This window comes from Phaeobacter sp. PT47_59 (genome assembly GCF_028890025.1).
Lineage (GTDB): Bacteria > Pseudomonadota > Alphaproteobacteria > Rhodobacterales > Rhodobacteraceae > Phycobacter.
Genome location: NZ_JARCJL010000014.1, coordinates 71,506 through 94,912 on the forward strand (window position 1 = coordinate 71,506; position 23,407 = coordinate 94,912).

Here is a 23,407-nt window from a genome sequence, read left to right on the forward strand (position 1 = left end):
AAAAAGGGTGCTTGATGATTAAGGAACTGATTGTTCATCTGGGGGACACCAAGACCGGGTCGACCTCCATCCAGCGGGCGCTGGTGCAAAAGGCCTATGATATTCCGGGCGCCTCAATCTGCTACCCGACCGGCAACCACCATATCGCCATGGCCAAGACCCTGACCCGCAAGCATCGTCTGCCTGAGCGCGGCAAGCGTTTTACACGGGTCTATACAGACTTGAAGCAGAGTAAAGCGGATTACGGGATCGTCTCGGCCGAGCATTTCCAATTCGTGGACCCGGAGGTCTTTGCCGGGGCGATTGCCGAATTCTGGCCCGGAATCGAGTCGCGGATGCGCCTGGTCGCCTATGTGCGCCCGCATCCCGACAAGCTGCTGTCCTCCTTTTCCGAGCGGGTGAAACTGGGCAATGCCATGGGGTCTTTTGAAACCTATCTGGACAAGATGTCAGAGAGCGGTGGGATCGATTACCTGCCCCGGTTCCAGAAATGGCGCGATGTCTTTGGCGACCGTTTCACCCTGCGCCCCTTCGTGCGCAAGGAGTTGCACAAGGAGGACGCGGTGGCTGATTTCTTCCGCTTCGTGCTGGGCCATGAGGATTTCACCGTCTCCGATGACATCTCGGCCAATACCTCTTTGACGGTGCCGCAGCTGGCGCTGCTGCGCGAGGTGCACAGCGTCTTCCGGGCGCGGCAGAAGCAGCGCGGACGCAAGATGACGCCGCGGCTGACCGAGGCGCGCAGCGCCCTGGGGCGCACCACCAGCGAGCGCATCCGCGAGGCCGGGTTGGACAAGAGCGGTCAGAAATTCAAGATCCCCGCCCGCTTCGCCGAGCGGATCCAGGAGCGCTATCGCGCCGATGCCGAGGCGCTGGATCGGGAGTTCTTCTCGGGCAGCCCGATGATCGAGGCGCTGGATGCGATCGACTCCAAGACCACCACAGAGCGGCAGAGCCTGAAGGCGGGGGATCATTTCTCTGCCGATGTGGTGAGCAGCGTTCAGATCTTCTCCAGCATCCTGTCGGATATGCTGCTGGAGAAACCCGAGACCTTCAAGAAACTGGCGGGCAAGACGCGCATCATGCTGGCGAGCAACCAGAAATAACGGTCCGGCAGGCCAGTACACAGGATTGAGGAACAGGTATTATGAAACTTCTTATGGTAGGCGCAGGTCTTTCGGGCGCGGTGATCGGGCGGCATCTGGCCGAGGCGGGCCATGACATCACCGTGGTGGATGCGCGCGATCACATCGGCGGCAACTGCCATACGGAGCGCGACGAAGACACCGGCGTCATGGTGCATGTCTACGGGCCGCATATCTTCCACACCGACGATGCCGAGGTCTGGGACTATGTGAATAATTTCGAGACCTTCCTGCCCTACAAGAACCGGGTGAAGACCACCTCACTCGACCCAAAAGGCCAGCGCGGCGTCTTCTCGCTGCCGGTGAACCTGCACACCATCAACCAGTTCTTTGGCAAGACCCTGCGCCCCGACGAGGCGCGCACCTTCATCACCGAGGAACAAGCCGATACCTCGATCGAGGATCCGCAGACCTTTGAAGAGCAGGCGATGCGGTTCGTCGGCAAGGATCTTTATGAGGCCTTCTTCAAGGGCTACACGATCAAGCAATGGGGGGTGCAGCCCTCTGAACTGCCTGCCTCGATCCTGAAACGCCTGCCGGTGCGCTTCAACTACGACGACAACTACTTCTTTCACCAGTTCCAGGGCATGCCGGAGAATGGCTACACGTCGATGATCGAGAAGATCCTGGATCATCCCGGCATCACCGTGAAACTGTCGACCACCTTCAGCCGCGAGATGGGGCATGCGTTCGACCACGTCTTCTATTCCGGCCCGCTGGATGGCTATTTCGATTTCGAGCTGGGCCGTCTGGGCTACCGTACCCTGGATTTCGAACGCTTTACCTATGAAGGCGATTACCAGGGCTGCGCGGTGATGAACTACGGCGAGGAAGAGGTGCCTTATACCCGCATCACCGAACACAAGCATTTCTCCCCCTGGGAAGAACACGAGGGCTCGGTGCTGTACCGCGAATTCTCGCGCAGCGCCGAGCCGGAAGACATCCCCTATTACCCGATCCGCCAGGTGAAGGAAAAAGCGCTGCTGGCCGATTACGTGAAACTGGCCGAACAGACATCGGGCGTCACCTTCGTGGGCCGTCTCGGCACCTATCGTTATCTCGACATGGATGTGACCATCCGCGAGGCGCTGGACACCGCGCGCGGCTTTGCGGCGACCGTGGACAAGGGTGAGGCGGCACCGGCGTTTTTCGTGGCGCCGCTGTAACTGTGTGCGCTTGAAGAGGGGCGTTGAAAGAAAGGCTTGTTGTGGGGGCGCCCTCCTGCAAGAGCAATAAAGAGAACAGAAGGCGCGATACGTATGTCCAAGAAAAACGTTGCTAGAAAGTCCCGTTATGCCGTTGTCGTTCTGGGGATGCACCGTTCCGGAACCTCTGCACTCACCGGGACGCTGGCGCGGCTGGGATGTGATCTGCCAAATGAGATCATGTCGCCCAATGAGTTCAACCCCAAGGGCTTTTATGAATCCATGAAGGCCTACCATCTGAACGATGCGATCCTGGCCTCGGGTGGCTCCAGTTGGGACGACTGGCGGGGTTTCAATCCCGACTGGTATGATTCTCCGCGCCTGGAGGAATTCCTGGAGCGGGGCGCCGAGATACTGCAGGAGGAATATGGCACATCGCGTTTCTTCGTGCTGAAGGATCCGCGGATCTGTCGACTGATGCCCTTCTGGACGCAGCTTTTCGCGGCTCAGAAGCTTAAGCCCGTCTATGTGCTGACCCACCGCAACCCGATCGAGGTGGCCCGTTCGCTGGAGGCCCGTGAGGGTTGGCCGCTGGCGGCGGGTCTGCTGCTGTGGCTGCGCCATGTGCTGGAGGCCGAGGCCGGATCGCGCGGCGCGCGGCGCTGTTTCACCAGCTATGACCGGTTGCTGGATAATTGGAGCGGAGTGGCGCAGGCAATCAGTGCGCGCACGAAGATCAGATTTCCACGCTTTTCCGACAGTTCCAGCGCTGAGATCGGAGCGTTTCTGAGCAGCAATCTGCGTCACAGGGTGGAGAAGGTCGAAGCGGTATCTGAGAATCCTGTGGTGTCGGACTGGGTGCGGGTCACATTCGGGATCATGGAACGCTGGGCTGAGGCAGGGGAAACCGAAGCCGATTATGCGCAGTTGGATGAGATCCGCGCTGCCTTCGACAGCGCTGCGCCAGTCTTCAGCCCGCTGTTTCACGCCCTGCGCAGCCATGGTGACCGCAATGCGGCGGCCTTGGAGACGATGGCGGCCGAGCGCGAGGTAGAGCTGCGCAATGCGGCGGAGAAATACGAGAAACTGCGCAGTGAGACCCTGCAGGCGCAGGCCGAAATGCAGGCCGAAATAGAGAACCGCGGGGCGCGGCTGGAGCAGGTTGAGCAGGAGACAGGACGGTTGCGCGGCGACTTGGCGGCGCGCCAGAAGGCTTTTGATGCCCTGCAGGGGCAAAAGGCCGAAACTGAGCGGGCCAATGCGCAGCTGACCGCTCAGCTTGAAGAAAGCGCGGCGCGCCTAGAGGCGCTGGAGCGGAAGCTGAAGGAGACCGAGGAGGAGCGCTGGCAAATTCGCAGCGCTCTGGAGCAGCGCGGCCAGGAGGTCGAGGACATGGCGCGCCAGAACGCCCAAGCCGAATTCCGCGCAAAGACGCTTGCAGACCAACTGGAGAGCCTGAGCCAGGAACAGGCCGGGTTGAAAGACGAACGGGACAGCCTGCTGAGCGAACAGGCTAGGTTGGTGGCCGAACGCGATCAGAGCCGGAAAAGCGCCCGTCTGATGCGAAGCAAGCTGCAGGAAGACTTCGAAACCCGGCTGAAGGAGACCCTGGTGACGCAGCGCCAGAAGGCCGACGAGCACAGTGCCGGTCTCAGCCGGGACATTCACGATCTTGAGACAGCTCTGGAGATGTCTCGCCGGGAGGCCGAGAACAGGGCGGAAGAGATGCGGCGCCTGAGTGCGGACCGGGACCTTGGCATCGCCGAGCGCGAGGCCCAGGCCGAGATCCTGTATCAGCAGCAGCAGCGGATCGCAGAGCTGGAACATCTGGCCGAGGCCTATGTGAACAGCACCTCCTGGAAGATCACGGCGCCGCTGCGGCGGATTGTCAAGACCCTGCGGGGCCACTCCTGAGTGTGTAACCCCGCTCAGTCGGGGCGATGGAAGGTTGCTGCGCATGTGGCAAATGGCCCGGGCGCATCGGGTTGCAGAAAGCACGGACATGAAAACGAAATCCTATATTGAAACGCTTTTTTCTGCAGACTGGTATCTTGCGCAAAACCCGGATGCAGAGGCGTTTCCTGGTGGGGCGCTGGCGCATTACACGCTCTTTGGCTGGCGTGAGGGGCGCAGCCCGCATCCGCTGTTCGATGTGGCCTGGTATCTTGCGCAGAACCCCGAGGTCGCTGCCGGGGACATGGAACCCTGCGATCACTATATGAATCATGGCTGGCGGGCCATGCGCAGCCCGCATCCGCTGTTCAACCCGGCCTGGTACCTCTTGCAAAATCCCTCTGTCATGGCCGAAGATGTTGACCCCTGGTGGCACTATCTGCAGACCGGTTGGCGCGAAGGTCGCAGCCCGCATCCCTTGTTTGATACGGAGTGGTATCTGGCGGTTAATGGGGATGTGGCTCAGGCCGGACTGGAACCGTTCGGGCATTACTTGCAGGCAGGCTGGCGCATGGGGCGCAGCCCACATCCGCTGTTCGATGCGGCATGGTACCGGGTGCAATACGATGTGCCGCAGGAGGTGGATTGCTGGCAGGACTACCTGCAGAGCGGCTGGCAGATGGGGCGCAGCCCGCATCCCCGTTTTGATGCGGAGTGGTATCAGAGCTGTTATCTGGATCCGGTGGCCCTGCCGATTGAACCGCTGGGCCATTATTTGCAGGCAGGCTGGCGCGAGGGGCTGCTGCCCCATGAAGGGTATATCCCGATGGGATCCGATACTGCGCAAGGCAATCGGTCGCCGCTTTATCAGGACGTGACCCGCGGTACGTTGTGGAAACGCGTTCATACGGCCTTGCGTGCGGACGGGCGGCGCGGGCGGATCCTGCTGGTCACTCATGATACCCAATTGGGCGGCGCCCAGACCGTGCTGCGGCTCTTCGCCGACTGGCTGATGTCTTCGACCCGCTTCTCGGTCGGGATCGTGGCGATCGACGGCGGCCATTTCCGTCCGGACTTCGAGCGGATCGCCCCGGTGTTTGTGTTGTCGGACCATGCCGAGGAAGACCGCGCCGCCGCCCTAGCCGACTGGGCGGGCGAGGACGTGCAGGCGGTCTTCGTCAATTCCATCGTCAGCGGCGCCTTTTACAAGTATTGGTCTGCCGAAACCCCCAGCGCCGCCTTCATCCACGAATTGCCGCAGATCCTGGAGCGCTACTCCGAAGAGGTCGATCTGGTGCGGGCGCACTCGGATCACGTGATCTGTGGCGGACCCGGCGTCTTTGCCGCGCTCAAGGGGGAATATGGGTTCGATGAAACCCGGCTGACCTCGGCCCACAGCTATGTCGAGGCGCTGCCCAGAAATGACAGCGAGGCGGACCGGCTGGCCCGCCGCCGCGCCGCCCGCGCCGCCCTTGGCGTACCGCAGGAGCGGATCCTGGTGATGGGCTGCGGCGTGCTGCACTGGCGTAAATCGCCCGACAAGTTCATCGAGACCGCCAAAGCGGTCCTGGAGGCCGGGCTCGATGCGGAATTCGTCTGGCTTGGCGGCGGCCCGGACGAAGAGGACTGTATCCGCCAGGCCGAGGCGGCCGGGCTCGCGGAGCGGGTGCGTTTTACCGGCTATGAGCCGGATGTGGCGGGCAAGCTGGCGGGCGCCGATATCTTCCTGCTCAGCTCGCAGGAGGATCCCTTCCCGCTGGTGGCGCTTTACGCGGCCCAGGCCGGCGTACCGCTGGTCTGTTTCCAGGAGGCCGGCGGGATTGCCGATTTCGTGCAGAGTGGCAGCGGCGTGGCGGTGCCCTTCATGGATATCCCCGCCATGGCCGAGGCGGTGCTGCGATATGGCCGCGATGAAGACCTGCGCGCCCGGGACGGGCAGGCGGGCCGCGACCAGGTGGCCCGCAAACACACGATCGAGGCGGTGGGGCCGCTCTTGCTGCATCACCTGCGCCAGGTCGCCGGGTTGAAACCCGAGGTCAGCGTGGTGCTGCCCAACTACAATTACGAAGACTACCTGCCGCAGCGGCTGGACAGCATTACCGCGCAGAGCTTCCAGGACTTCGAGTTGATCCTGCTGGACGATGCTTCTTCTGATGGCTCGCCGCAGCTGCTGAAGGCTTTTGCCGAGACCCGTGCCGGGACCAGGACCGCGCTCAGCACCGAAAACTCCGGCTCTCCTTTTGCGCAATGGCTGCGCGGCATGGAGATGGCCGAGGCTGAGATCGTCTGGCTGGCCGAGGCGGACGACTGGTGCGAAGACAATCTGCTGACCACCCTGCTGCCGATGTTCGACGACCGCAATCTGCGCCTGGCCTCCTGCATGTCGGTGCCGGTGCAATCGGATGGCACGGTGATCGGCGATTATCCCTCGCTTTATCTCGACCGGATCAACCCGGGCCGCTGGGATCGCGATTTTGTCGCCACCGACCACGAGGAGGCGAACGAGGGGCTGGGGATTGCCAATACCATCCCCAATGCCAGCGCGGTGCTGATGCGCAAGTTCGACCCCGACCCGGAGTTCGTCGAAGCGGTGACCGGCATGCGCCTGTGCGGCGACTGGTTCTTTTACATCCGCGCCATGAAGGGCGGTCTGGTCGGATTTTCCGCAGCACCGCTCAATTATCACCGTCGCCACGAGAATACGGTGACCCACAAGCTGGAAGGCTCGCTGCGTTATTTCAACGAACTGGCCGAGGTGCGGACTTATGTGGGGCGCACCTACCGGCAGTCGCCGCAGGCACAGGCGCAGATCCAGCAGTTTCTGGAGCAGGATATCGCCCGTTTCAATGTGCCCGATCCGCAGGCGTTGCCGCAGCTGCCTGCGCCGCAGAAAGCGCTGCCGACATTGGCGGTGATCGCGTCGGATCTCAGCCCCGGTGGCGGTCAGATGTTTGCCATCTCCCTGGCCAACGACTGGCATCGTCGCGGTGGGCGCGTGGTGTTGATCAATGCCCATTATCTGCCGACGCATCCTGCGGTGCTGTCGAAGCTGAATCCTGAGGTGGCGCTTTATAATGCCCGGGAAGAAGGGTTCGATCTGGCGCCAATCGTGATGCGCTATGGCGTGGATATAATCCATTCCAGCATGTGGTGGGCTGATGCGTTGGTGGACAATTATCGCAATGCTTTGCCCGCTGATATCCCTTGGGTGGTCTCCACGCATGGTTGCTATGAGACGCTGTTGCAGCGGCCTGGTATCGATCGGAGCTTTCCGGGCCGGATGCCGCGGATGATCGAGAGGGTCAGTGCCTGGGTCTATACGGCAGAGAAAAACCTGGCCGTATACGATGTCTATGGTCGGCCTGCGCGGCTGTCGCGCATCCCCAACGGCATGCCGCAGGAGCCGATACGCCAGCAGCTGGACCGCGCCGCCCTGGGGCTGCGTCCCGAGGCGCTGGTGATGTGTCTGGCCTCGCGTGCGATCCCCTCCAAGGGGTGGATGGAGGCGGTGGAGCTGACCCGGGTGCTGAACGCGGAGGGCCATGCTGTGGATTTGATGCTGATCGGAGAAGGACCAAGCGCCGACGAGATCCGCGAATTGGCGCCGGAGCATGTGCATCTCATGGGACAGGTCTCGAACCTGCAGGATTATCTGGCGATTGCCGATGTGGGGCTGTTGCCGAGTTATTTCGTTGGCGAAAGCCTGCCTTTGGTGCTGATCGAGATGCTGGCCAAGGGGCTGCCGCTGGTCGCCAGTACCATCGGAGAGATCGCCAGTATCGTCGGCAGTGGAGAGGACGCCGCTGGCGTTCTGGTGCCGCTGAAGGACGAGGGGCTCGACATGGAGGCGCTGGTCGCAGCGCTCAACCGGCTTCTGGACCCGGTCGAGCGTGCGCGCCTGTCACGGAATGCCCAGAAGCGGTTCGATGCGGAATTCCGCATCGAGCGCATGGTGGATAGATATGCTGAACTCTATCATTTGTTGCTGGCCAATCATGTGTCTGCAAGTACAGGTATCGATTAGGCGCATGAGCCATTCATTCCGTCAAACCAGTGGTGCAGGATGAATGGTTTCCGAGCCCTGGTAGAGAAACTATGCAAGCCCCAACCCGATATGAACATGGGCCAGCTTTTCCCCGGACTCCCATTGTCTGGGCAGGTGAATAGTGAAATACAGATCGGAAGTTCCCTCAGGTTCCGAGACCAATGAGAAAGGGCGGGCAAAATCAATCATGCTGATCTTGACAACCAATACTTTCGAGGCGGGGTCCATGCCCTTACCTTTGCCATCATGGCCGGGCTTGCATGTCCTAATCGTTCTGCCAGGATCAGATTGCGGGCGACATGATTTTGACAGTCTCGGCGGGGACTTGGTCATTGTAGAGTGGCTCCAGGAGCCTGAGAATGCGACGGCGTTGCTCTGTGACGTCGTGGGATGGCTGAAAGGGCGGCTGGATGAGGATGAAGGCCCTCTTCTTTATGTTGATCGGCCTCTCGGCAAAACCGGCGATCCGAACGATCCGGTTCAGGTGCCTTCCGGCGCTGTAGATGCAAAATTCGGTCCGGACGGGAGCCTCACCCAGCTTGCTTTAGGAGAGCTGATTGCGGCGAGCCCCCTCTTACCTGACGTCTTTCAAAAACTGAATGGTCGCGCTGTCAGCGATACGCAGTTGACCAAAGTATTAAAGGAAATATTTCGTTGGGAAGACGCATGACAGATCTCGACTTTATTTGGCAAAAATACGCATCCAAAATACCCGACTTGCTGAAAATCCGACCTGATTTTCGTTTCGATCCGCGCCACTACAAACATCAGACCAGCGCGCACATTGAAGATCCGGCGGAGTTGCGGCAACATTTCGATGCCCATGGCAGTGCTGAGGGGCATGTGCCTACGCTTTATGAACAGATTGTCTCACAATGTCACACGATTGATGATGTCTTGCTGGATCTGACGATCGATCCCGCGCTGGTTGGAGCGATGGAGGCGGGGCAGCCTGAGGTGCACCAACTGGTATTCGAATTGCTCCACCTGGGCGCACCGGTCGATTCAGCCGTTTCGGATTTCTCGGGTGATATTTATCTACGCATGAATGCGGATCTCTTGGATGCCGGAATCGATCCGCTGGTTCATTACCTGTGCCACGGGGCATCTGAAGGGCGGCGTATTCTGCGGGATCTCCGCAAAGGCCAGTATAGCGGTCAGATTCCCTACCGGCCTGAGCTGCCGACTTGTCTGATTGTCGTGCATGAATGTTCTCGCACCGGAGCGCCAATCGTTGGGCGTGACTTGGCGCGCGAGGCGGCGAAGACGCATAATGTCATCGTTGCGGCCCTGCGCGATGGGCCGCTGTTGGAGGAGTTCAGGGAGACAAGTTGTCAGGTGTTGGTCTCCGCCGCGCCCTTCCAGGAATTCGATTTCTTTTCTGGCGAGGTTCTGAAAAAGATAGACTTTGCCATTATTAACTCTGTTGAAACGTGGAGTTACGTCCCTTTTCTTATAAGCAGAGATATGCCTTTTGCAGCCTATATTCACGAGTATACTGAGTATACATTCCCGGCTTATAAATCGATATTCTCAGCCTTGTTGACCGATCTTGTCGTTTTCTCGTCGGATCATGTCCGCGAAAGTTGGCGAGGACGGCTGAAGGATATCTGTTTCGATGTCGAACGGGACAGTACCATTATTCCGCAGCGTCCTCTGGCTGTCGGTGGAGCGAGTGGCGATCAGATCCGTGAGGCGCGTAGTCGGCTGTCGGATCTGATCGGGCGCGATCTCTCAGCGGTGCGTCTTGTGTGTGGAGCAGGTCATCTGCAGTGGCGCAAAGGGACTGATATTTTTGCCATGGCGTCACAGATCTGCCGGCAACGCGACCCTGAAACCGTTTATATCTGGATTGGGGATGGCCTCAATCGAGAGGATACCCATTTCGGAACCTGGATGAATCTTCATCTGGAGCGAATCGGCGCGGGCCAGCCCGATAGTAACCTTTTCGTTTTACCTGCGGGACCGGCTTATCGGGATATACTCATGGCATCCGATGCGATGTTTGTCTCATCCCGGCTGGACCCTTTGCCGAACGTCGTGTTCGATGCTCTCGATCATGGGTGCAGAATTGTGTTCTTCGAAGGCGCATCCGGCTTCGGAGATGACAGGTATCTGGCGCGCGACGAAATCTCATGCGTTGAATATGGCAATCCCGCTGCCGCTGTCGAAGAACTCCTCAGCTTGCCCCGCAAGCAGCCGGGGAAGAAGGATGCAACGGTTCAGGACGCAACGCCGGAACTGTTTGCCAAGATCAAGTCCGCACTGGAAGAGCGGCTTGCGCAGCAACGCTATTTTGTGCGCGGGGCGTCGCAAATCGACGTTCCGGTGATGTTTGCTGGGGAAGCTGAGGGATCGCCGTTGCGCATTCGTGAGCGAGAGAAAATGTTGCGCTACGGGCGTCGGCTTGTCTGGCGCGATCTTGATGAGGTTGAGCGCGAGATCGCGGCCTCCGACAACTGGATGCACAGCCGGATGCGGCTTGCACCCTATGCTACTGCGAAACCCGCCGCACTGCCCTCCTTTGCCCTGCATGTCCATGCTTACTACACGGACGATCTGGCCGATGACCTGCGGGAGTTCGCGATCTACCAGCAGGCCAGCCGTATCGTGGTGACCACCGATACCGTGGCTAAGGGGGACGAGATCCGCAAAATCATGGCGGCTGAAGGGCTGCTCCCGGAGATCGTGCTGGTGTCCAATACCGGGCGCGACATCCTGCCCTTTATGAATCTGTTCCAGCCGGACGGGGGGGCGGGCCAGGAGGAGTTCTGGTGCCACCTGCATCAGAAAAAATCGGTCAATACCACTGATGCCGGGGATGTCTGGCGGCGGTTCTTGATGCGGATTTTGCTGGGCGATCCGCAGCGCATTTCCAGCGCAGTGACCACCCTAGCACAGGATGGTGTTGGTCTTGTGGCGCCGTTTGACCCTTATTTCATTCCTTGGAACGAGAGCCGTCACCTGTTGCCGAAATTCGCCGACCGGTTGCCGGGGCCGATGCCGGAAAATCCTCTCTTGTTCCCCGTGGGCAATATGTTCTGGGTGCGCCGTCAGGTGGTGGAAGCGATGAATGACATGTTCGGCCCTGACTATCCCTGGCCGAACGAGCCGATTGCGAACGACGGGACGGAGTTTCACCTGATCGAGCGTCTCTGGCCTGCGATGGCCACGCATTTGGGGCTGGATTCGGTCTTTGTGCATAAGCTGGATGAACAAAGAGTGTGACCCAGAAAATGGAAATCATATTTCATATCGGAATGGGTAAGACGGGAACGTCTTCGATCCAGACCGCTCTGAACGCGAATATCGACAGTTTGCGGGAGCAGGGTGTCGATTATCTGGGAATGTGGTTCGATTCGATCGATCCGGCGTTGCGTGACGATGATCTTCAGCGCAAATTCTTCTTATCTTCTATGGATCGTCTGGATGCCGTAGCCGACCGGTTTCTGACAGCTCTACAACAAAAGCAGGCCGATAGCGGCATATCGCGTTTCTTATTGTCAAACGAAGCTTTGCTGCAGCAGCATTCCGCCTTTGAGCCGTTCATTATGTACTTGAGACGCCGGGCCACTGTTCGGCTGATTGTATATGCTCGGGATCCGAGAGACTGGCTACCATCGGCATATAACCAATGGTTCGTTTATCATAAAACATCCGATGGTCCGATCCCTCCTTACGCTGAAGGAGGACGCAGCTTGCTGCAGATGTATGCGGATCTGAATGCGTGGCTCCGCGCGTGCAACGACATCACAACGGTTCGGCCGTTTTCAAAATCTATGGATGTGGTGGCGGATTTTGCATCGGTGCTCGGCGTCGAAATGGAAATTCCTCAAGCGCGCAGTCTGGAGCGGGTCGAAAGCAGCGAAAGCCTGCTGCGTGCAGTCTACAACGCTCGACTGTCGGGAGTGGCGCTGCCGGACAGGTTCAATCACGCCTTTCGGCACCTTGAGTTCGCGCGGTCTCCAAGTATTGCAGCGTTGGTGCGTGACAGTTTCACCTACACTCAAACCGATGAGATCGTGGCTGATCATGCCTCTTTGTTTGAAGAGATTAAGGCGCATATTGGCATCGATCTGCTCAGGGGGCCTGCGCCTAAACAGAAAACAGTTGACCAAGAAGAGATGCGCGAACGTGCTCTGGAGCATGTTCTGCATATCGTCATGCAGCAGGCGGATCGCATCACTCATCTGGAAGAGATTGTCGGACGGTTGCAGGCCGAGAGGGATCAGGAGTGAATGTGGTGACGAGGATAGCTTTTGCCTGGGAGCGGCAAACCGGGCCGCGCTGTAAATCGGGTTGCTGGCGGGGCTATATTGAGCTCCACGACCCCTATTCAGGCCTTTGAAGCAGGGACGACTGGAAGCAGAAAAATGGCAAAAAAGAAGAAATCGGTTACCTCTTCCCCGTCCCGTACCGCGCTTGTCGTGCTGGGGGCGCATTGTTCCGGCACCTCGGCGCTGGCGGGCGTGCTGACCCGGATGGGGGCCGATCTGCCGCAAGAGCCGATGCATGCCGCCGCGCTCAACGATGCGCTGCTCGCCTCTGCCGGATCCTCCTGGGATGATTGGCACGAGATCGATGAGGATTGGTACAACTCGCCGCTGGAACAGGAATATGCCCTTCAGGCGCAGAAGATGTTGACGCAGGACTTCGGAACCTCGCGCCTTTTCGTTCTCAGGGATTCCCGTATCTGTCGTCTGCTGCCCTTCTGGAACGCGGTTATGGCGCAAAGCGGCATTGAACCTCATTTCGTCTGGACCCATCGTAATCCTGTCAAGGTTGCAGCCGCGTTGACCCGTCGCAACGGGTGGCCCGAGAGCCATGGGCTGTTGCTTTGGTTGCGGCATGTTCTTGATGCCGAAGCAGGCAGCCGTGGGTGCAAGCGCTCCTTTGTGTCCTGTGACGGGCTGTTGGCGAATTGGCCGAAGGCGGTCGAGCGCATCGGCAGCGATCTGGAGCTTTTCTGGCCGATAAGACCCGGCACTGCCGCGCCCGGGATAGAAGAGTTCCTTTCGGAAACACGTCGGAATTTCCACGCAGCTGATATGGAAGAACTCTCGCAAGGCATTGTTTCGGGTTGGGTCGGTGAGACCCACGGAATTCTAGAGCGTTGGGTGTGTGAAGGAGAAACACAAAGCGATTATAAAAGGCTAGATATTATTCGAGCTACGCTTCGAGAAATGGATGCTCTACTGAGTTTGCTCATGCAAGAAACGCAGCGCGAGAGCGATCGGGTGCAACGGCTGACGTCTGAAGTCGAACAGTCGCAAGTAAAAATCGCCGAACTCGACGCCGCGGCGCGTACGGCACAGCAAGAAGCGGCATCGCATGCGTTCAATCATGCCACTGAACAGAAAATTCGGGCCAATGCGCAGGCTCAGGTCAATGAGCTGAACGAGGCCCTGGAGACTGTGCGGGAAGAGGCAAATTCGCTCCGGGCCGACAATGCTGCAGAGCGACAGGCCCGGGCAGCTGCGGAGGCGCAATACCGTGCCTTGGAAGACAGCCACTATGCGCTGGAAGACAGGCACGACGCGCTGAAAAAAACGCTGGAGCAGACGGACTTTGAACGCGATCAATTGCGCAGTCAGTTGGAACAAAGCCGCGCGGAGGCGGAAGAGGTTCATAGCCAGACCATTGCGGATGAACGGAAGATTTCTGAACTTGAGTGCCATTTGCAGAATCTTGAAGCCGAGCACAGAGCACTCAGGCGCAAGTCGGAACGCGATGCTCGGCAAGTTGTTGCAATGAAGCAGATGCTTTTTGCGCGTTTGGATGGTGAAATGGAACGTCTGTTAAGCGGCGAAACTTCTGACGGCCAGGATCAAGAGCCACAATCGCCGGTGTCAGAGGGGGCGGCCAAGCGCGACCGTATCGCACTGGCAGAGGAGACGGCGCAAAAGCGTACAGCCGAGTTGGATGTTGCCGTGAACATGGCACGAGAAGAAGCGCAGACACTGCAGGCCAGCACTGTGAGCGAACGGCAGGCCCGCGAAGCGGCGGAAGCGCGTATCGTTGAGCTTGACGCGGCTTGCAACGCCGCCCGAGAAGAAGTCGAGCGACTACTAAATAGCAAATCTTGGCGTGTCACCGCTCCGTTGAGGTATATCGTAACAAAAATGCGTGGCGGTGGATGAAGCCTGTCCTGATCTGCGGTAGGGTGGCTTGATCGCCCATCATTCTGTATCAAATTGCCTATGTTGACATTCTGATACAGAATGGCGGCGCTCTTTTTGCCGCGTTTCATCTATGAGGCGTTTTCAAGTTTCGCCAGCCGCCGATCAAGCGCCACCATCAGCCCAGCCATAATATTTATGACACTGGTAGCATCAAAGGTCACCTGCCGCAGGTCGATGAAATCCGCCTCGTCCCAGGTATTCCGATATATATTCTCGGACTGGGCGAAGTCTTGGAAGAAGGCTGCGTTCTCGGCCTGGAAAAAGGCGTTGACCTCGCGGGCGAATGCCGACGGCAGGATGGCATGCTGGCTGTGAATCTGTGCCCGCCCGGCCATATGGCTGCCTTCCACCAACATGTCGGAAAACTGCATGCGGGGGTGGTGCTTGTTGATTTCAATCATCAGCCGGATTTCCTGCGGGCTGGGGCTGAGATTGATACGGGTGTCTTTCGGCAGGGCTTCGGCGGGCACTTCGGCGCTGATCATTTCGATAAACAGCCCCATCAGCCCGGAGGGGTGCTGCTGCGACAGCTCGTAGGGTTTGGCGCTGATCTTCGCCTGCGGTGCGTGGTTTTTGAGCTGGGTGAAATAGCTGTGATACATCATCGGGATCTTGTAGCCATCCCATTTGGCGAAGAATTCGTCTGGGAACTGGCTGAGCAGATGCCGTTTGACCTGCTGGATGTAGTTGGAGGCCAGGGCATTGAGTTGTTCGCGCACGAAGAAGACCAGATGGACCTCGCCAAGATCGGACAATTCCATGGCCAGTTGCCCGAGCAGAGGCCGGGGCGTTGCTGAGAAGAATTCACTAGACAGGATCACATGATGGTCGCTGGCCGCGATCGCCTCGCGGAATTTTCGGGTGAGTTCGTCGCGGCGTGTCGCCTGACTGGCGGGATGTTCTGGGTTCAGATAGGCTCTGGCCAGTCCAACTCCGTTTCCCGAGGTAATCTGCCCTTGTCTGGCCGCTTTGAAAGCTCCCATCGGAAGATAATTATAGCCATGCTTAAGAAAGGTATCGCGGCTTTGGGCCAGTTGAGCTTGTAGGGCAGAGGATCCGGTTTTTGGCATGCCGCAATGCAGAATTATTTTCTTCATAGATCTCTGCGGCCTTTCATTTGATTGTCCCGCAGTTTGGCGAGCTATGCGCGCGGGATCCTTGCGAACAGATATTCTCCCTGCCGCTTGTTGCATCATTATCAATGTGTCTCAAGTCTCGGTTCTGCGAGGGTTGCGGTATGGGGTGGGCTTGTATGTTGGACTTAGTTTTCGGTGCGTTTCGGTTGCTTACGTGGCTGTTTATGACGGTAGTCAATAGACTTCACTTGCGGGCAGAGGTAGATGAGAGGAGGCGAAGCGTGGGCATCTTCGGAACATTGGCTGAATAAGGAATAGATTTTGAAAGTTCTTGTGATCGGCGGCTGTGGCTTTATCGGTTCGCATGTGGTGGATATGCTCCTGGCCAAAGGAGAAGTTGTCCGGGTGCTGGATCGCCGTGCAGAACAGTTCCGGGCGCCGCTGCCGGATGTCGAATACGTCATGTGCGACCTGGCCGATACGGCACAGATCTATGAGGCTTTGAACGGGGTGGATGCGGTGGTACATCTGGCCAGCACCACCGTGCCGGCCACCTCAAACCTGGATCCGGAGGCCGATATCACCGGAAATCTGATCGCTATGGTGCGCCTCTTGGAGGTGATGCGCCAGGCCGGGGTGCGCAAGATGGTCTACTTGTCGTCGGGCGGCACCGTCTATGGTGTACCACAAAGCGATCCGATGAACGAGGAGCACCCGCTGAACCCGATCAGCTCTTACGGGATCGTTAAGGTGGCGATTGAGAATTACCTCTTTATGGAGCACAAGCTACACGGGTTAGACTACGTGTCGCTCAGGGCCTCAAACCCCTATGGGCCGCGTCAGGGGCATACCGGGATCCAGGGGTTGATTGGCACCCATCTGTGGCGCCTTGCCCGTAAGGAACAGATCGAGGTTTGGGGGGATGGCAGCGTGGTGCGCGATTTCATTCACGTCCGTGATCTGGCTGAACTTTGTCACCGGGCGCTGACTTCCGGGGCCAGTGGTAATTTCAACGCCGGCAGCGGAGATGGCGCCTCGGTGGCCGATGTGGTGCAGAAAATATGCGATACTGTCGGTGGCGATGTGACCCCGGTCTACAAGCCTGGACGCAATTTTGACGTGCCACGGGTGGTTTTGGATGTCGGTAAAGCTGAGCGGGAGCTGGGCTGGCAGAAGACGATTGATCTGGAGCAGGGTATTGCTGAGACTTGGACCTGGGTACAAGAGCAGGTCAGGTGACAGCGGCAGAGATGTCAGGCATCGAAAAAGCCGCCGCATGGCGGCTGGCTTCCCATCTGGACGTGCCATTCTACCGGGAGCAGATCGAAGTCGCCCGTGCCTGCGGGGTGGATGCGGCCCTTGGCCACGAAGAGGATGCCTGCGTCCATTTCCTGACCACGGGTTGGCGCTTGGGCCTTTCGCCGAACCGCTGGTTCGACATGCTAGGCTACCTGGCTGCCAACCCCGAAGTGGCGGCGATGGGGATCAATCCATTCCTGCATTACCTTGAGGTGGGTCTTGAGGAAGATCGGCGCCCGATGCCCTTTTTCCAGGACCGCAGCTGGACACATCCCGATCTTGAGCGCTACGGGCGCTGCGAATACGGCCCGGTGCGCCATGTGCTGACCTTTGCGGATCAGGGACAGCCCCCGGCCGAGAGACTGCCGGAGCGGCTGGCGGTGCATCTGCACCTGTTCTACCCGGATATGCTGGCGCAGATGGCGGTGCTGCTGGCGCGGCTGCCCTGCGCATTCGATCTGCTGGTCTCGGTGCCGGAGGGGGCGGATCTGGCGGGGCTCGCGCAGCGCCTGCGGACCGCATTGCCCCAAGCGCGGCAGGTGATCCTGCAGGAGGGGCCGAACCGGGGGCGCGATGTGGCGCCCTGGCTGGTGAGCTTTCGCGAGGAGATCCGCCGCTCGGACCTGTTCCTGCATCTGCACACGAAGAAATCCCCTCATGGCAGCTATCATGCGGGCTGGGGCGATTTCCTGGGGCACAGTCTTCTGGGCTCGCCCGCGGTGGCGGCACAGATGCTGGATCTCTTTGCCGCTGATGCGGGCCTTGGCCTGGTGGCACCCGCCTATTGGCCGATGCTGCGGCGGGCGCCCAACTATGGCGACAGCCGCGATCTCTGCGCCCATCTGGCCGCGCGCATGGGGCTGGCGCCGCTGCCGGAACGCTGTCCGGATTTCCCGGCGGGCTCCTTCTTCTGCTGCCGCAGCAGCCTTCTGGCGCCGCTGCTGGATCTGGGTCTGTCTTTCTCCGATTTCCCGGCCGAGGCGGGGCAGATCTGCGGCACCCTGGCCCATGCGGTGGAGCGCCTTATGGGGATCCTGCCGCTGCAGGCGGGGCTGCGCTTCGACATGGTGGCGGTGGATCTGCCCTTTGAGCAGGCCGGTCAGCAGCCCCGGCGCCTGACGGTGACGCCGGAGCAGGGACCGGGACAGGGGGCAGGGGTCTCGGTGATCTGCACGGTGGCGGATCCCGGCACGGGGCCGCAGGTGATGGGTGCGCTGGAGGCGGTCTTTGCCCAGAGCGCGCCGCCGCAAGAGGTGCTGCTGGTGGAGGCCTCCGGCGAGGACGGGATACTGGCTGCGGCGCGGGCCCGGTTCCCGGAGCAGATGGCGCGCGGGCAGCTGCGGCTCCTGGCGCTGGCAGGGGCCAATCCGGCGGCGGCGCGCAATGCCGCCCTGGAAGAGGCGCAGGGCGATATCATCACCTATCTGGAGCCGGGCGCGCTCTGGCGGAAGGACCATCTGGCGCGGATCATCGCCGGGTTCAAAGCCGATCCCGCGGCGCAGAGCCTCTATTGCGGTCTGGTGCGCAGCGCGCGGCAGGCGGGGTTTGCGGCGCGCTCCGCCGTGGTGGCGCCGCAGTATGGCCGCGCCGATCTGCTGGCGGCCCCCCTGATCGACTTGGCGGCCTTTGCCCACCGCCGCGATCTGCTTGATGCGCAGCGGCTGCGGTTCGATGCCGAACTGGGGGAGGGGGCGGTCTGGGATTTCATTCTGCGTGCCTGTGCCCAGCGGGCGCCCGTGCAGCTGGATCATATCGGTCTCGCCCGCCGCGCCGGGGATATGCAGGGACCGGATCTGGCCCGCCCCACTCCCCTGCCTGCGCAGGCGCGGCAGGCGGTGCAGAGGCGGCACCGCAACGAGCGGCTCTACTGGCGCCAGGACAGGCCGCAGATCGCGCTGAAAGTGCCGGCCCCGAAGCCCGAGTTCAAGCATCGCTGGGGCGATCTGCACCTGGCCACCAGCCTGGCGCGGGCGCTGGAGCGGCTGGGCTGCCGCGCCCGCGTCGACATCCTGCCCGACTGGCAGGCGCATCACCCCGAGGATGACGCCACCCTGGTGTTCCGCGGGGTGACTCCTTACGAGCCGCACCCCGAACAGATCAACATGATGTGGCATATCAGCCATCCGACCCGGGTCTCGCTCGAGGAGATGCGCGGCTATGACCATGTCTTCGTCAGCGCCTATCCCCGCGCGGCCGAGGTGATCGCGCCGCTGGGGATGCAGGCCTCGGTGATGCTGCAATGCGCCGATCCCGAGGTGTTCCACCCGCAGGTGGATCTGACGGATGTGCCGCGCCATGATCTGCTGTTCATCGGCAATTCCCGCAAGACCACCCGCTGGATGCCGCAGGCCTGTATCGACCGGGATCTGCCGGTGGCGGTCTATGGCGCCGAATGGGAGGGGCTGATCCCGCCGCAATATGTCAAGGGCACCCATGTGCCCAATGCCCGGCTGGCCGCCTATTACCGTGCCGCCCGCATCGTCCTGAACGATCACTGGCCGGATATGGCGGCGCAGGGCTTCGTATCGAACCGGATCATGGATGCGGGGCTGGCGGGGGCGCTGGTGGTGTCGGATCGTTTTGCGGGCGAAGAGTTATTCATGGGCCATGTCGTCACCTGTGCCAGTCCGGCCGAGGTGGAAGAGGCGGCGCGCCACTATCTGGCCGATGAACAGGCCCGGCGCGACAAGGCCGAAGACTTGCGTCGCATGGTGTTGCTTCATCACACGGTCGATCTGCGTGCCGCTCAGGTGCTGCAGACCCTGGAGGGGCTGATGCGGGACCGGATGTTGCGCCTGCGTTGATCGGGGTCGCTCTTGAATTCGCGCGGAAAACTCGTCTAAACATCCGGGCGTCATCTGGTTTTAACCCGGCGGCGCAAAGACCTATTGGGCAACAGGCAGAGGCATGATGGAACATAATCTTGATTTTGGCGCCGAGGCGCAGGCGAACCACTCTCTTGCGATCTTGCGGGCCATGGAGTGTGACGACGCGGTGGAGCCGGGTGCACGGTTTGCACCGGGTGTTTTCCTGTCGGTGGATCCCGAAAGTGATACCACAGCACAGCTCGTCAGCCGTCCGGGCATGCTTGCGGATATCCGTTTCACCACCTCCCGCCCAGGGCGGTGGCTGTCGCTGAACATCGAGCTTGGCGCCTTTGACCTGAGCGCCCGCGATGTGATCGGCTTTATGTGCAAGAGCCGCGCCGAGGATACCATCACCTTCCGCGCCTGTCTGCGCAGCGGTACAGAAGGTGGGTTTCAGGATGCTTTCTTTGGCAAGCGGGTAATCTCCTATGATGCTCCCAGTACCCATGCGGATCTGATCAAGCTGGACGAGCGCGAGGATATTCCGGCCACCGCGCCCTGGCGTGAGTTGGTCGTGTTCTTCCCGTCCGACCTCCGCCAGCTGTCCCTCATCGACCTGTCGCTTTTCGGGGTATGAAACTTTCGCTCGTCATTCCGGTTCGGAATGATCCCGAGGGGCTGACGCGTCTTCTGGACCAGATTGCCGACCTGGCGCTATTCGATGCGGTGCTGGTCTGCGATGATGCCAGCACATTGCCCTGTCGCCCTGCTGATCTCGGCTTTGACGAGGCGACGCTTGGGATCACCTATCTGCGCGGTGACACCCATCGCGGCGCAGGTTATGCCCGCAACATGGGGCTGGACGCGGTTCAGACCGACCATGTGATGTTCTTTGATTCCGACGACCTTCTGGCACTGCCGCTGGTCACGCTCTGGCAGGATCTGAAACAGCAGGGGATGCCTTTCGATTTCTGCCTGTTCCGCCATGTGGATAGCCGCCAGCGCGCCCTTGGCCAGCCGGGACCGATGGAGGCCGATCAGCAGCGCTGGAAGGACTGCGGGCTCTTGGGGGAGACCCCGCAGGAGGTGGGGGCCGATCAGGCGGTGCAGATCGCCCAGATCGCGGCCTATCCCTGGAACAAGATCTACCGCACGGCCTTTTTGCGTGATGAGGCCATCCGCTGCACCGAGATCCCGGTACATAACGATATCGAACTGCACTGGAGCGGCTTTCTGAAGGCCCGCCGCATCCTGGCCTCGGGGGCGCTGTGCTGCGAGCATTTCGTGGCCGAACAGGGCAGTCGGCTGACCAACCGGCGCAGCGCCGACCGGCTGGAGGTTTTCCAGGCGCTGGCGCCCCTGCACCGGGTGCTGCGCGATAGCCGCCGCGAGCCGGAGTTCCTGCTGGCGATGACCGGCTTTTACACCCGCCTGTTCGATTGGATCCTTGGCACGCTGGAGGAGCAGTATCACGCAGAGTTTTTCCGGCGTGTCAGCGCCTTTCTACTGGCGCATCACGATGACGCCAGCATGGCGCTGATCGCGGCGCGCGATCCGGCGCTGGCGCATCGGATCAACGATCATATCCGGAGGGGCTGGGGATGAAATTTTCCTTCGTCGTGACTGCCTACAACATTGAGGATTACATCGGCCCCTGCCTGGACAGCCTGGCGCCCTGCCTGCGCCCGGGTGATCAGTTGATCGTGGTGGATGACGGCTCTGGCGATGGCACCTGCGACGAGATTTTGAACCGGCTGGCCTGCCTTGAAGGGCGCGGCATCGAGCTCTGCCCGATTTTCCTGGGCGCCAATACCCATGGCGGGGTCGGCATTCCGGCCAATGTTGCCCTGACCGAGGTCCGCGGCGAGGCGCTGTTCTTTGTCGATGGGGACGATTTGATGGAGGCGGCAGGGTTCCTAGCGGCGCGGCAGACCTATGAGGCGCGTCCCTCGGATCTGCTGATTGCCAATTACAGGGTCTATGACGCGGGATGTGACCGCTACATGCCCCCGGCGGATCAGCCGCTGTGGACCCGGGGCGCGGCGGTACGCGATCCCGAAGCGCGCCGCCATCTGGCCTTGCAGATGATTGGTGTGCCTTGGCGCAAGATCTACCGGACGGACTTCCTGCGCGCTGCGGGCTTGCGTTTTCCCGAAGGGGATTTCTTCTACGAGGACAACCCCTTTCACTGGCAGGCTTGTCTGGCCGCCGGAGATATCCGCTTCCTGGATCGCAGTGTCTGTGCCCATCGGGTGGGGCGCGTCGGTCAGACCATGGCAGCCCATGGGATCGAACTGACCGCCTTCTTCGATCACTACGAGACCATCCTGAGCCTGCTGCCCGATGGGGGCTACCGACCCGATGCCCTGCGCTGGCTCCTGGAGAATATGGCCTGGCATATCGAGCGGCTCGACCCCGGCGCGCATTGGATCTATGCGCTGCGCGCGCAAGAGACCCTGTCGGCGGTACCCGAGGCGGATTGGCAGGCGCTGCGGCACGACCCGGTGGCGCTGCGGGCCTGGGGCGTTGCGCGGGTGCTGGCGGCGGGGGATCTGGCAGCAGTGATTTCCGGCTGGCAGGGGCAGGCGGTTATGCGCCGCCTTGCGGATCTGGAGGGGCGCCTTCAGCACCTGTCGGACGAGATGCATCGACAGCAGCAGACTCTGGGCACAGTGAATCACTGGATGGACGGTCAGCGCGCGCTGCAGGAGTTCCGTGCCCTCAAGGCCATGGCTAGGTCGGGGCTGGGCGGACCGAAGGACGCGGAGTGATCTCGCTCAGGCGGCGCTCCCTGTGGGGTGCCATAGGGTGACTCGTCCAGCTGTGGCTTTTGTAAGCGCATCGATCCGTTCCAGATCCAGCGCATAGGCTAGGTCGAGATCGCGCTGGCGGTTGGCATCCCAGGGCCGGAACGGGGCGCTGTCGGGGCTGCGGGGATGGTTCTTAAGACAGCGGGTCACATCTTGGCGAATGACCGGACCCTTCCTGTGCAGGTCGTGTAGGGCGTCGATCGCATCTTGTGAGAATCCCTCTCGCGTCGGGCCGGGCGTGGTGGGAAAATCCTGCGGTGCCAGACCGGTGACCCAGGCCAGGAGATCACTTTCCCGCCCCTTCAGATCCTCGGCCCGGTAGACGCAGACCTGCGCCCGGGGAAAGGCCGCGGCGAGACGTTCGATTAGCTCGCACCACGAGAGGGCGATGAGCGGCGTACGGTTGAAATCGGAAAAGGGCAGGAAGGGCATGGACTTCAGCACCTCGCAATAGAGCGAGGGTAGGTAGCTGTCGAAACTACGGATACCCAGTACGATACGACCTGGATGGATCCCGGCCTGCCGCGCGAGATGCAGCGCCCGCTCTGCGCCTTCGGGGTATAGTGCGTGGCGGCTCAACACGTCCTGGACCAAGGCGGGGATGTTTTCGTCGAAGATCAAATAGCGTGGTGTGCCGCTCGTGCTTCGGGGCAGGGCGCGCGCGGCGGTGCTTGCTGTGCCGTTCAGAATCGGGTTGCTATAGAGGCCGCGAAAGGCTTCCAGCCCCACGTACAGGGTTCCGCTCCTCGCCAGGGCTGATCGGGCATGCGGCAGCAGGCTTTGCAGATAGGTGGTGCCGGTCTTGTGGGCGCCCAGCCAGAGGATGTCGCCGGAGAAAATTTGGTTGCTCATATGGGCTGTGGCATCTGTCATAGGTTCTGGTTGCGAGGGCCCCTGTCTTGATATGAAGAGACCGGAGCAGGGTCAATCTGTCTGCCCCGGCCTCAGGGTGAATGGGGCTTGGCACGTGGTGCCGGTCGGCACTGTGAAAAGACTAGGTGATCA

General features: G+C 60.6%; 15 protein-coding genes. 13 read left to right on the plus strand and 2 right to left on the minus strand.

The window, feature by feature from the left end; translation table 11 throughout:
• The first annotated feature begins 14 nt into the window (after nucleotides 1-14).
• The 8 genes from PXK01_RS13845 to PXK01_RS13880 all read left to right on the plus strand — a co-directional run bounded on the left by PXK01_RS13845 (nucleotide 15) and on the right by PXK01_RS13880 (nucleotide 14,368).
• Entirely contained in the window at nucleotides 15-1,106 is a 1,092-nt protein-coding gene (locus PXK01_RS13845; protein ID WP_274860544.1) for a hypothetical protein, read from the plus strand.
• Between the two features lie 41 nt (nucleotides 1,107-1,147).
• Nucleotides 1,148-2,311, plus strand: a complete 1,164-nt coding sequence (gene glf / locus PXK01_RS13850; RefSeq protein ID WP_274860545.1) for a UDP-galactopyranose mutase — start codon at nucleotides 1,148-1,150, stop codon at nucleotides 2,309-2,311.
• A 93-nt stretch (nucleotides 2,312-2,404) separates the two neighbouring features.
• Nucleotides 2,405-4,204 carry a sulfotransferase family protein gene (locus PXK01_RS13855; RefSeq protein ID WP_274860546.1) on the plus strand — a complete coding sequence of 600 codons (1,800 nt, stop codon included), beginning with the start codon at nucleotides 2,405-2,407 and terminating at the stop codon, nucleotides 4,202-4,204.
• A gap of 88 nt (nucleotides 4,205-4,292) precedes the next feature.
• Entirely contained in the window at nucleotides 4,293-8,207 is a 3,915-nt protein-coding gene (locus PXK01_RS13860; protein ID WP_274860547.1) for a glycosyltransferase, read from the plus strand.
• A gap of 208 nt (nucleotides 8,208-8,415) precedes the next feature.
• The gene (locus PXK01_RS13865; RefSeq protein WP_274860548.1) at nucleotides 8,416-8,898 is read left to right on the plus strand and encodes a hypothetical protein; all 483 of its coding nucleotides are present in this window, start codon (nucleotides 8,416-8,418) and stop codon (nucleotides 8,896-8,898) included.
• The gene (locus tag PXK01_RS13870; RefSeq protein WP_274860549.1) at nucleotides 8,895-11,456 is read left to right on the plus strand and encodes a rhamnan synthesis F family protein; all 2,562 of its coding nucleotides are present in this window, start codon (nucleotides 8,895-8,897) and stop codon (nucleotides 11,454-11,456) included. Before PXK01_RS13865 ends, PXK01_RS13870 begins: the two co-directional genes overlap by 4 nt.
• Nucleotides 11,453-12,466 carry a polysaccharide biosynthesis protein gene (locus PXK01_RS13875; RefSeq protein WP_274860551.1) on the plus strand — a complete coding sequence of 338 codons (1,014 nt, stop codon included), beginning with the start codon at nucleotides 11,453-11,455 and terminating at the stop codon, nucleotides 12,464-12,466. Before PXK01_RS13870 ends, PXK01_RS13875 begins: the two co-directional genes overlap by 4 nt.
• 135 nt (nucleotides 12,467-12,601) lie before the next feature.
• Nucleotides 12,602-14,368: a hypothetical protein gene (locus PXK01_RS13880; RefSeq protein WP_274860552.1), complete on the plus strand. Its 1,767-nt coding sequence runs from the start codon at nucleotides 12,602-12,604 to the stop codon at nucleotides 14,366-14,368.
• Nucleotides 14,369-14,478: 110 nt separating this feature from the next.
• On the opposite strand, the gene PXK01_RS13885 is transcribed toward PXK01_RS13880, so the two are convergent.
• Nucleotides 14,479-15,507 carry a hypothetical protein gene (locus PXK01_RS13885; protein ID WP_274860553.1) on the minus strand — a complete coding sequence of 343 codons (1,029 nt, stop codon included), beginning with the start codon at nucleotides 15,505-15,507 and terminating at the stop codon, nucleotides 14,479-14,481.
• A gap of 300 nt (nucleotides 15,508-15,807) precedes the next feature.
• Between PXK01_RS13885 and PXK01_RS13890 the strand changes: the two genes are divergently transcribed.
• From PXK01_RS13890 to PXK01_RS13910, 5 genes are all read left to right on the plus strand, one after another.
• Nucleotides 15,808-16,725, plus strand: a complete 918-nt coding sequence (locus PXK01_RS13890; RefSeq protein WP_274860554.1) for an NAD-dependent epimerase/dehydratase family protein — start codon at nucleotides 15,808-15,810, stop codon at nucleotides 16,723-16,725.
• Nucleotides 16,722-19,589 carry a rhamnan synthesis F family protein gene (locus PXK01_RS13895; RefSeq protein ID WP_274860555.1) on the plus strand — a complete coding sequence of 956 codons (2,868 nt, stop codon included), beginning with the start codon at nucleotides 16,722-16,724 and terminating at the stop codon, nucleotides 19,587-19,589. Before PXK01_RS13890 ends, PXK01_RS13895 begins: the two co-directional genes overlap by 4 nt.
• Nucleotides 19,590-19,695: 106 nt before the next feature.
• Nucleotides 19,696-20,229 (plus strand): hypothetical protein, encoded by a 534-nt coding sequence (locus tag PXK01_RS13900; protein WP_274860556.1) that lies wholly within the window; start codon nucleotides 19,696-19,698, stop codon nucleotides 20,227-20,229.
• Nucleotides 20,226-21,197 (plus strand): glycosyltransferase family 2 protein, encoded by a 972-nt coding sequence (locus PXK01_RS13905; RefSeq protein ID WP_274860558.1) that lies wholly within the window; start codon nucleotides 20,226-20,228, stop codon nucleotides 21,195-21,197. The genes PXK01_RS13900 and PXK01_RS13905 overlap by 4 nt, the downstream gene beginning before the upstream one ends.
• Nucleotides 21,194-22,363 carry a glycosyltransferase family 2 protein gene (locus tag PXK01_RS13910; RefSeq protein ID WP_274860559.1) on the plus strand — a complete coding sequence of 390 codons (1,170 nt, stop codon included), beginning with the start codon at nucleotides 21,194-21,196 and terminating at the stop codon, nucleotides 22,361-22,363. Before PXK01_RS13905 ends, PXK01_RS13910 begins: the two co-directional genes overlap by 4 nt.
• A gap of 6 nt (nucleotides 22,364-22,369) precedes the next feature.
• Here the strand turns inward: PXK01_RS13910 and PXK01_RS13915 are convergent, their stop codons facing one another.
• A complete protein-coding gene (locus PXK01_RS13915) occupies nucleotides 22,370-23,254 on the minus strand; it encodes a hypothetical protein (RefSeq protein ID WP_274860560.1) in 885 nt (294 codons plus the stop codon).
• Nucleotides 23,255-23,407: the final 153 nt, after the last annotated feature.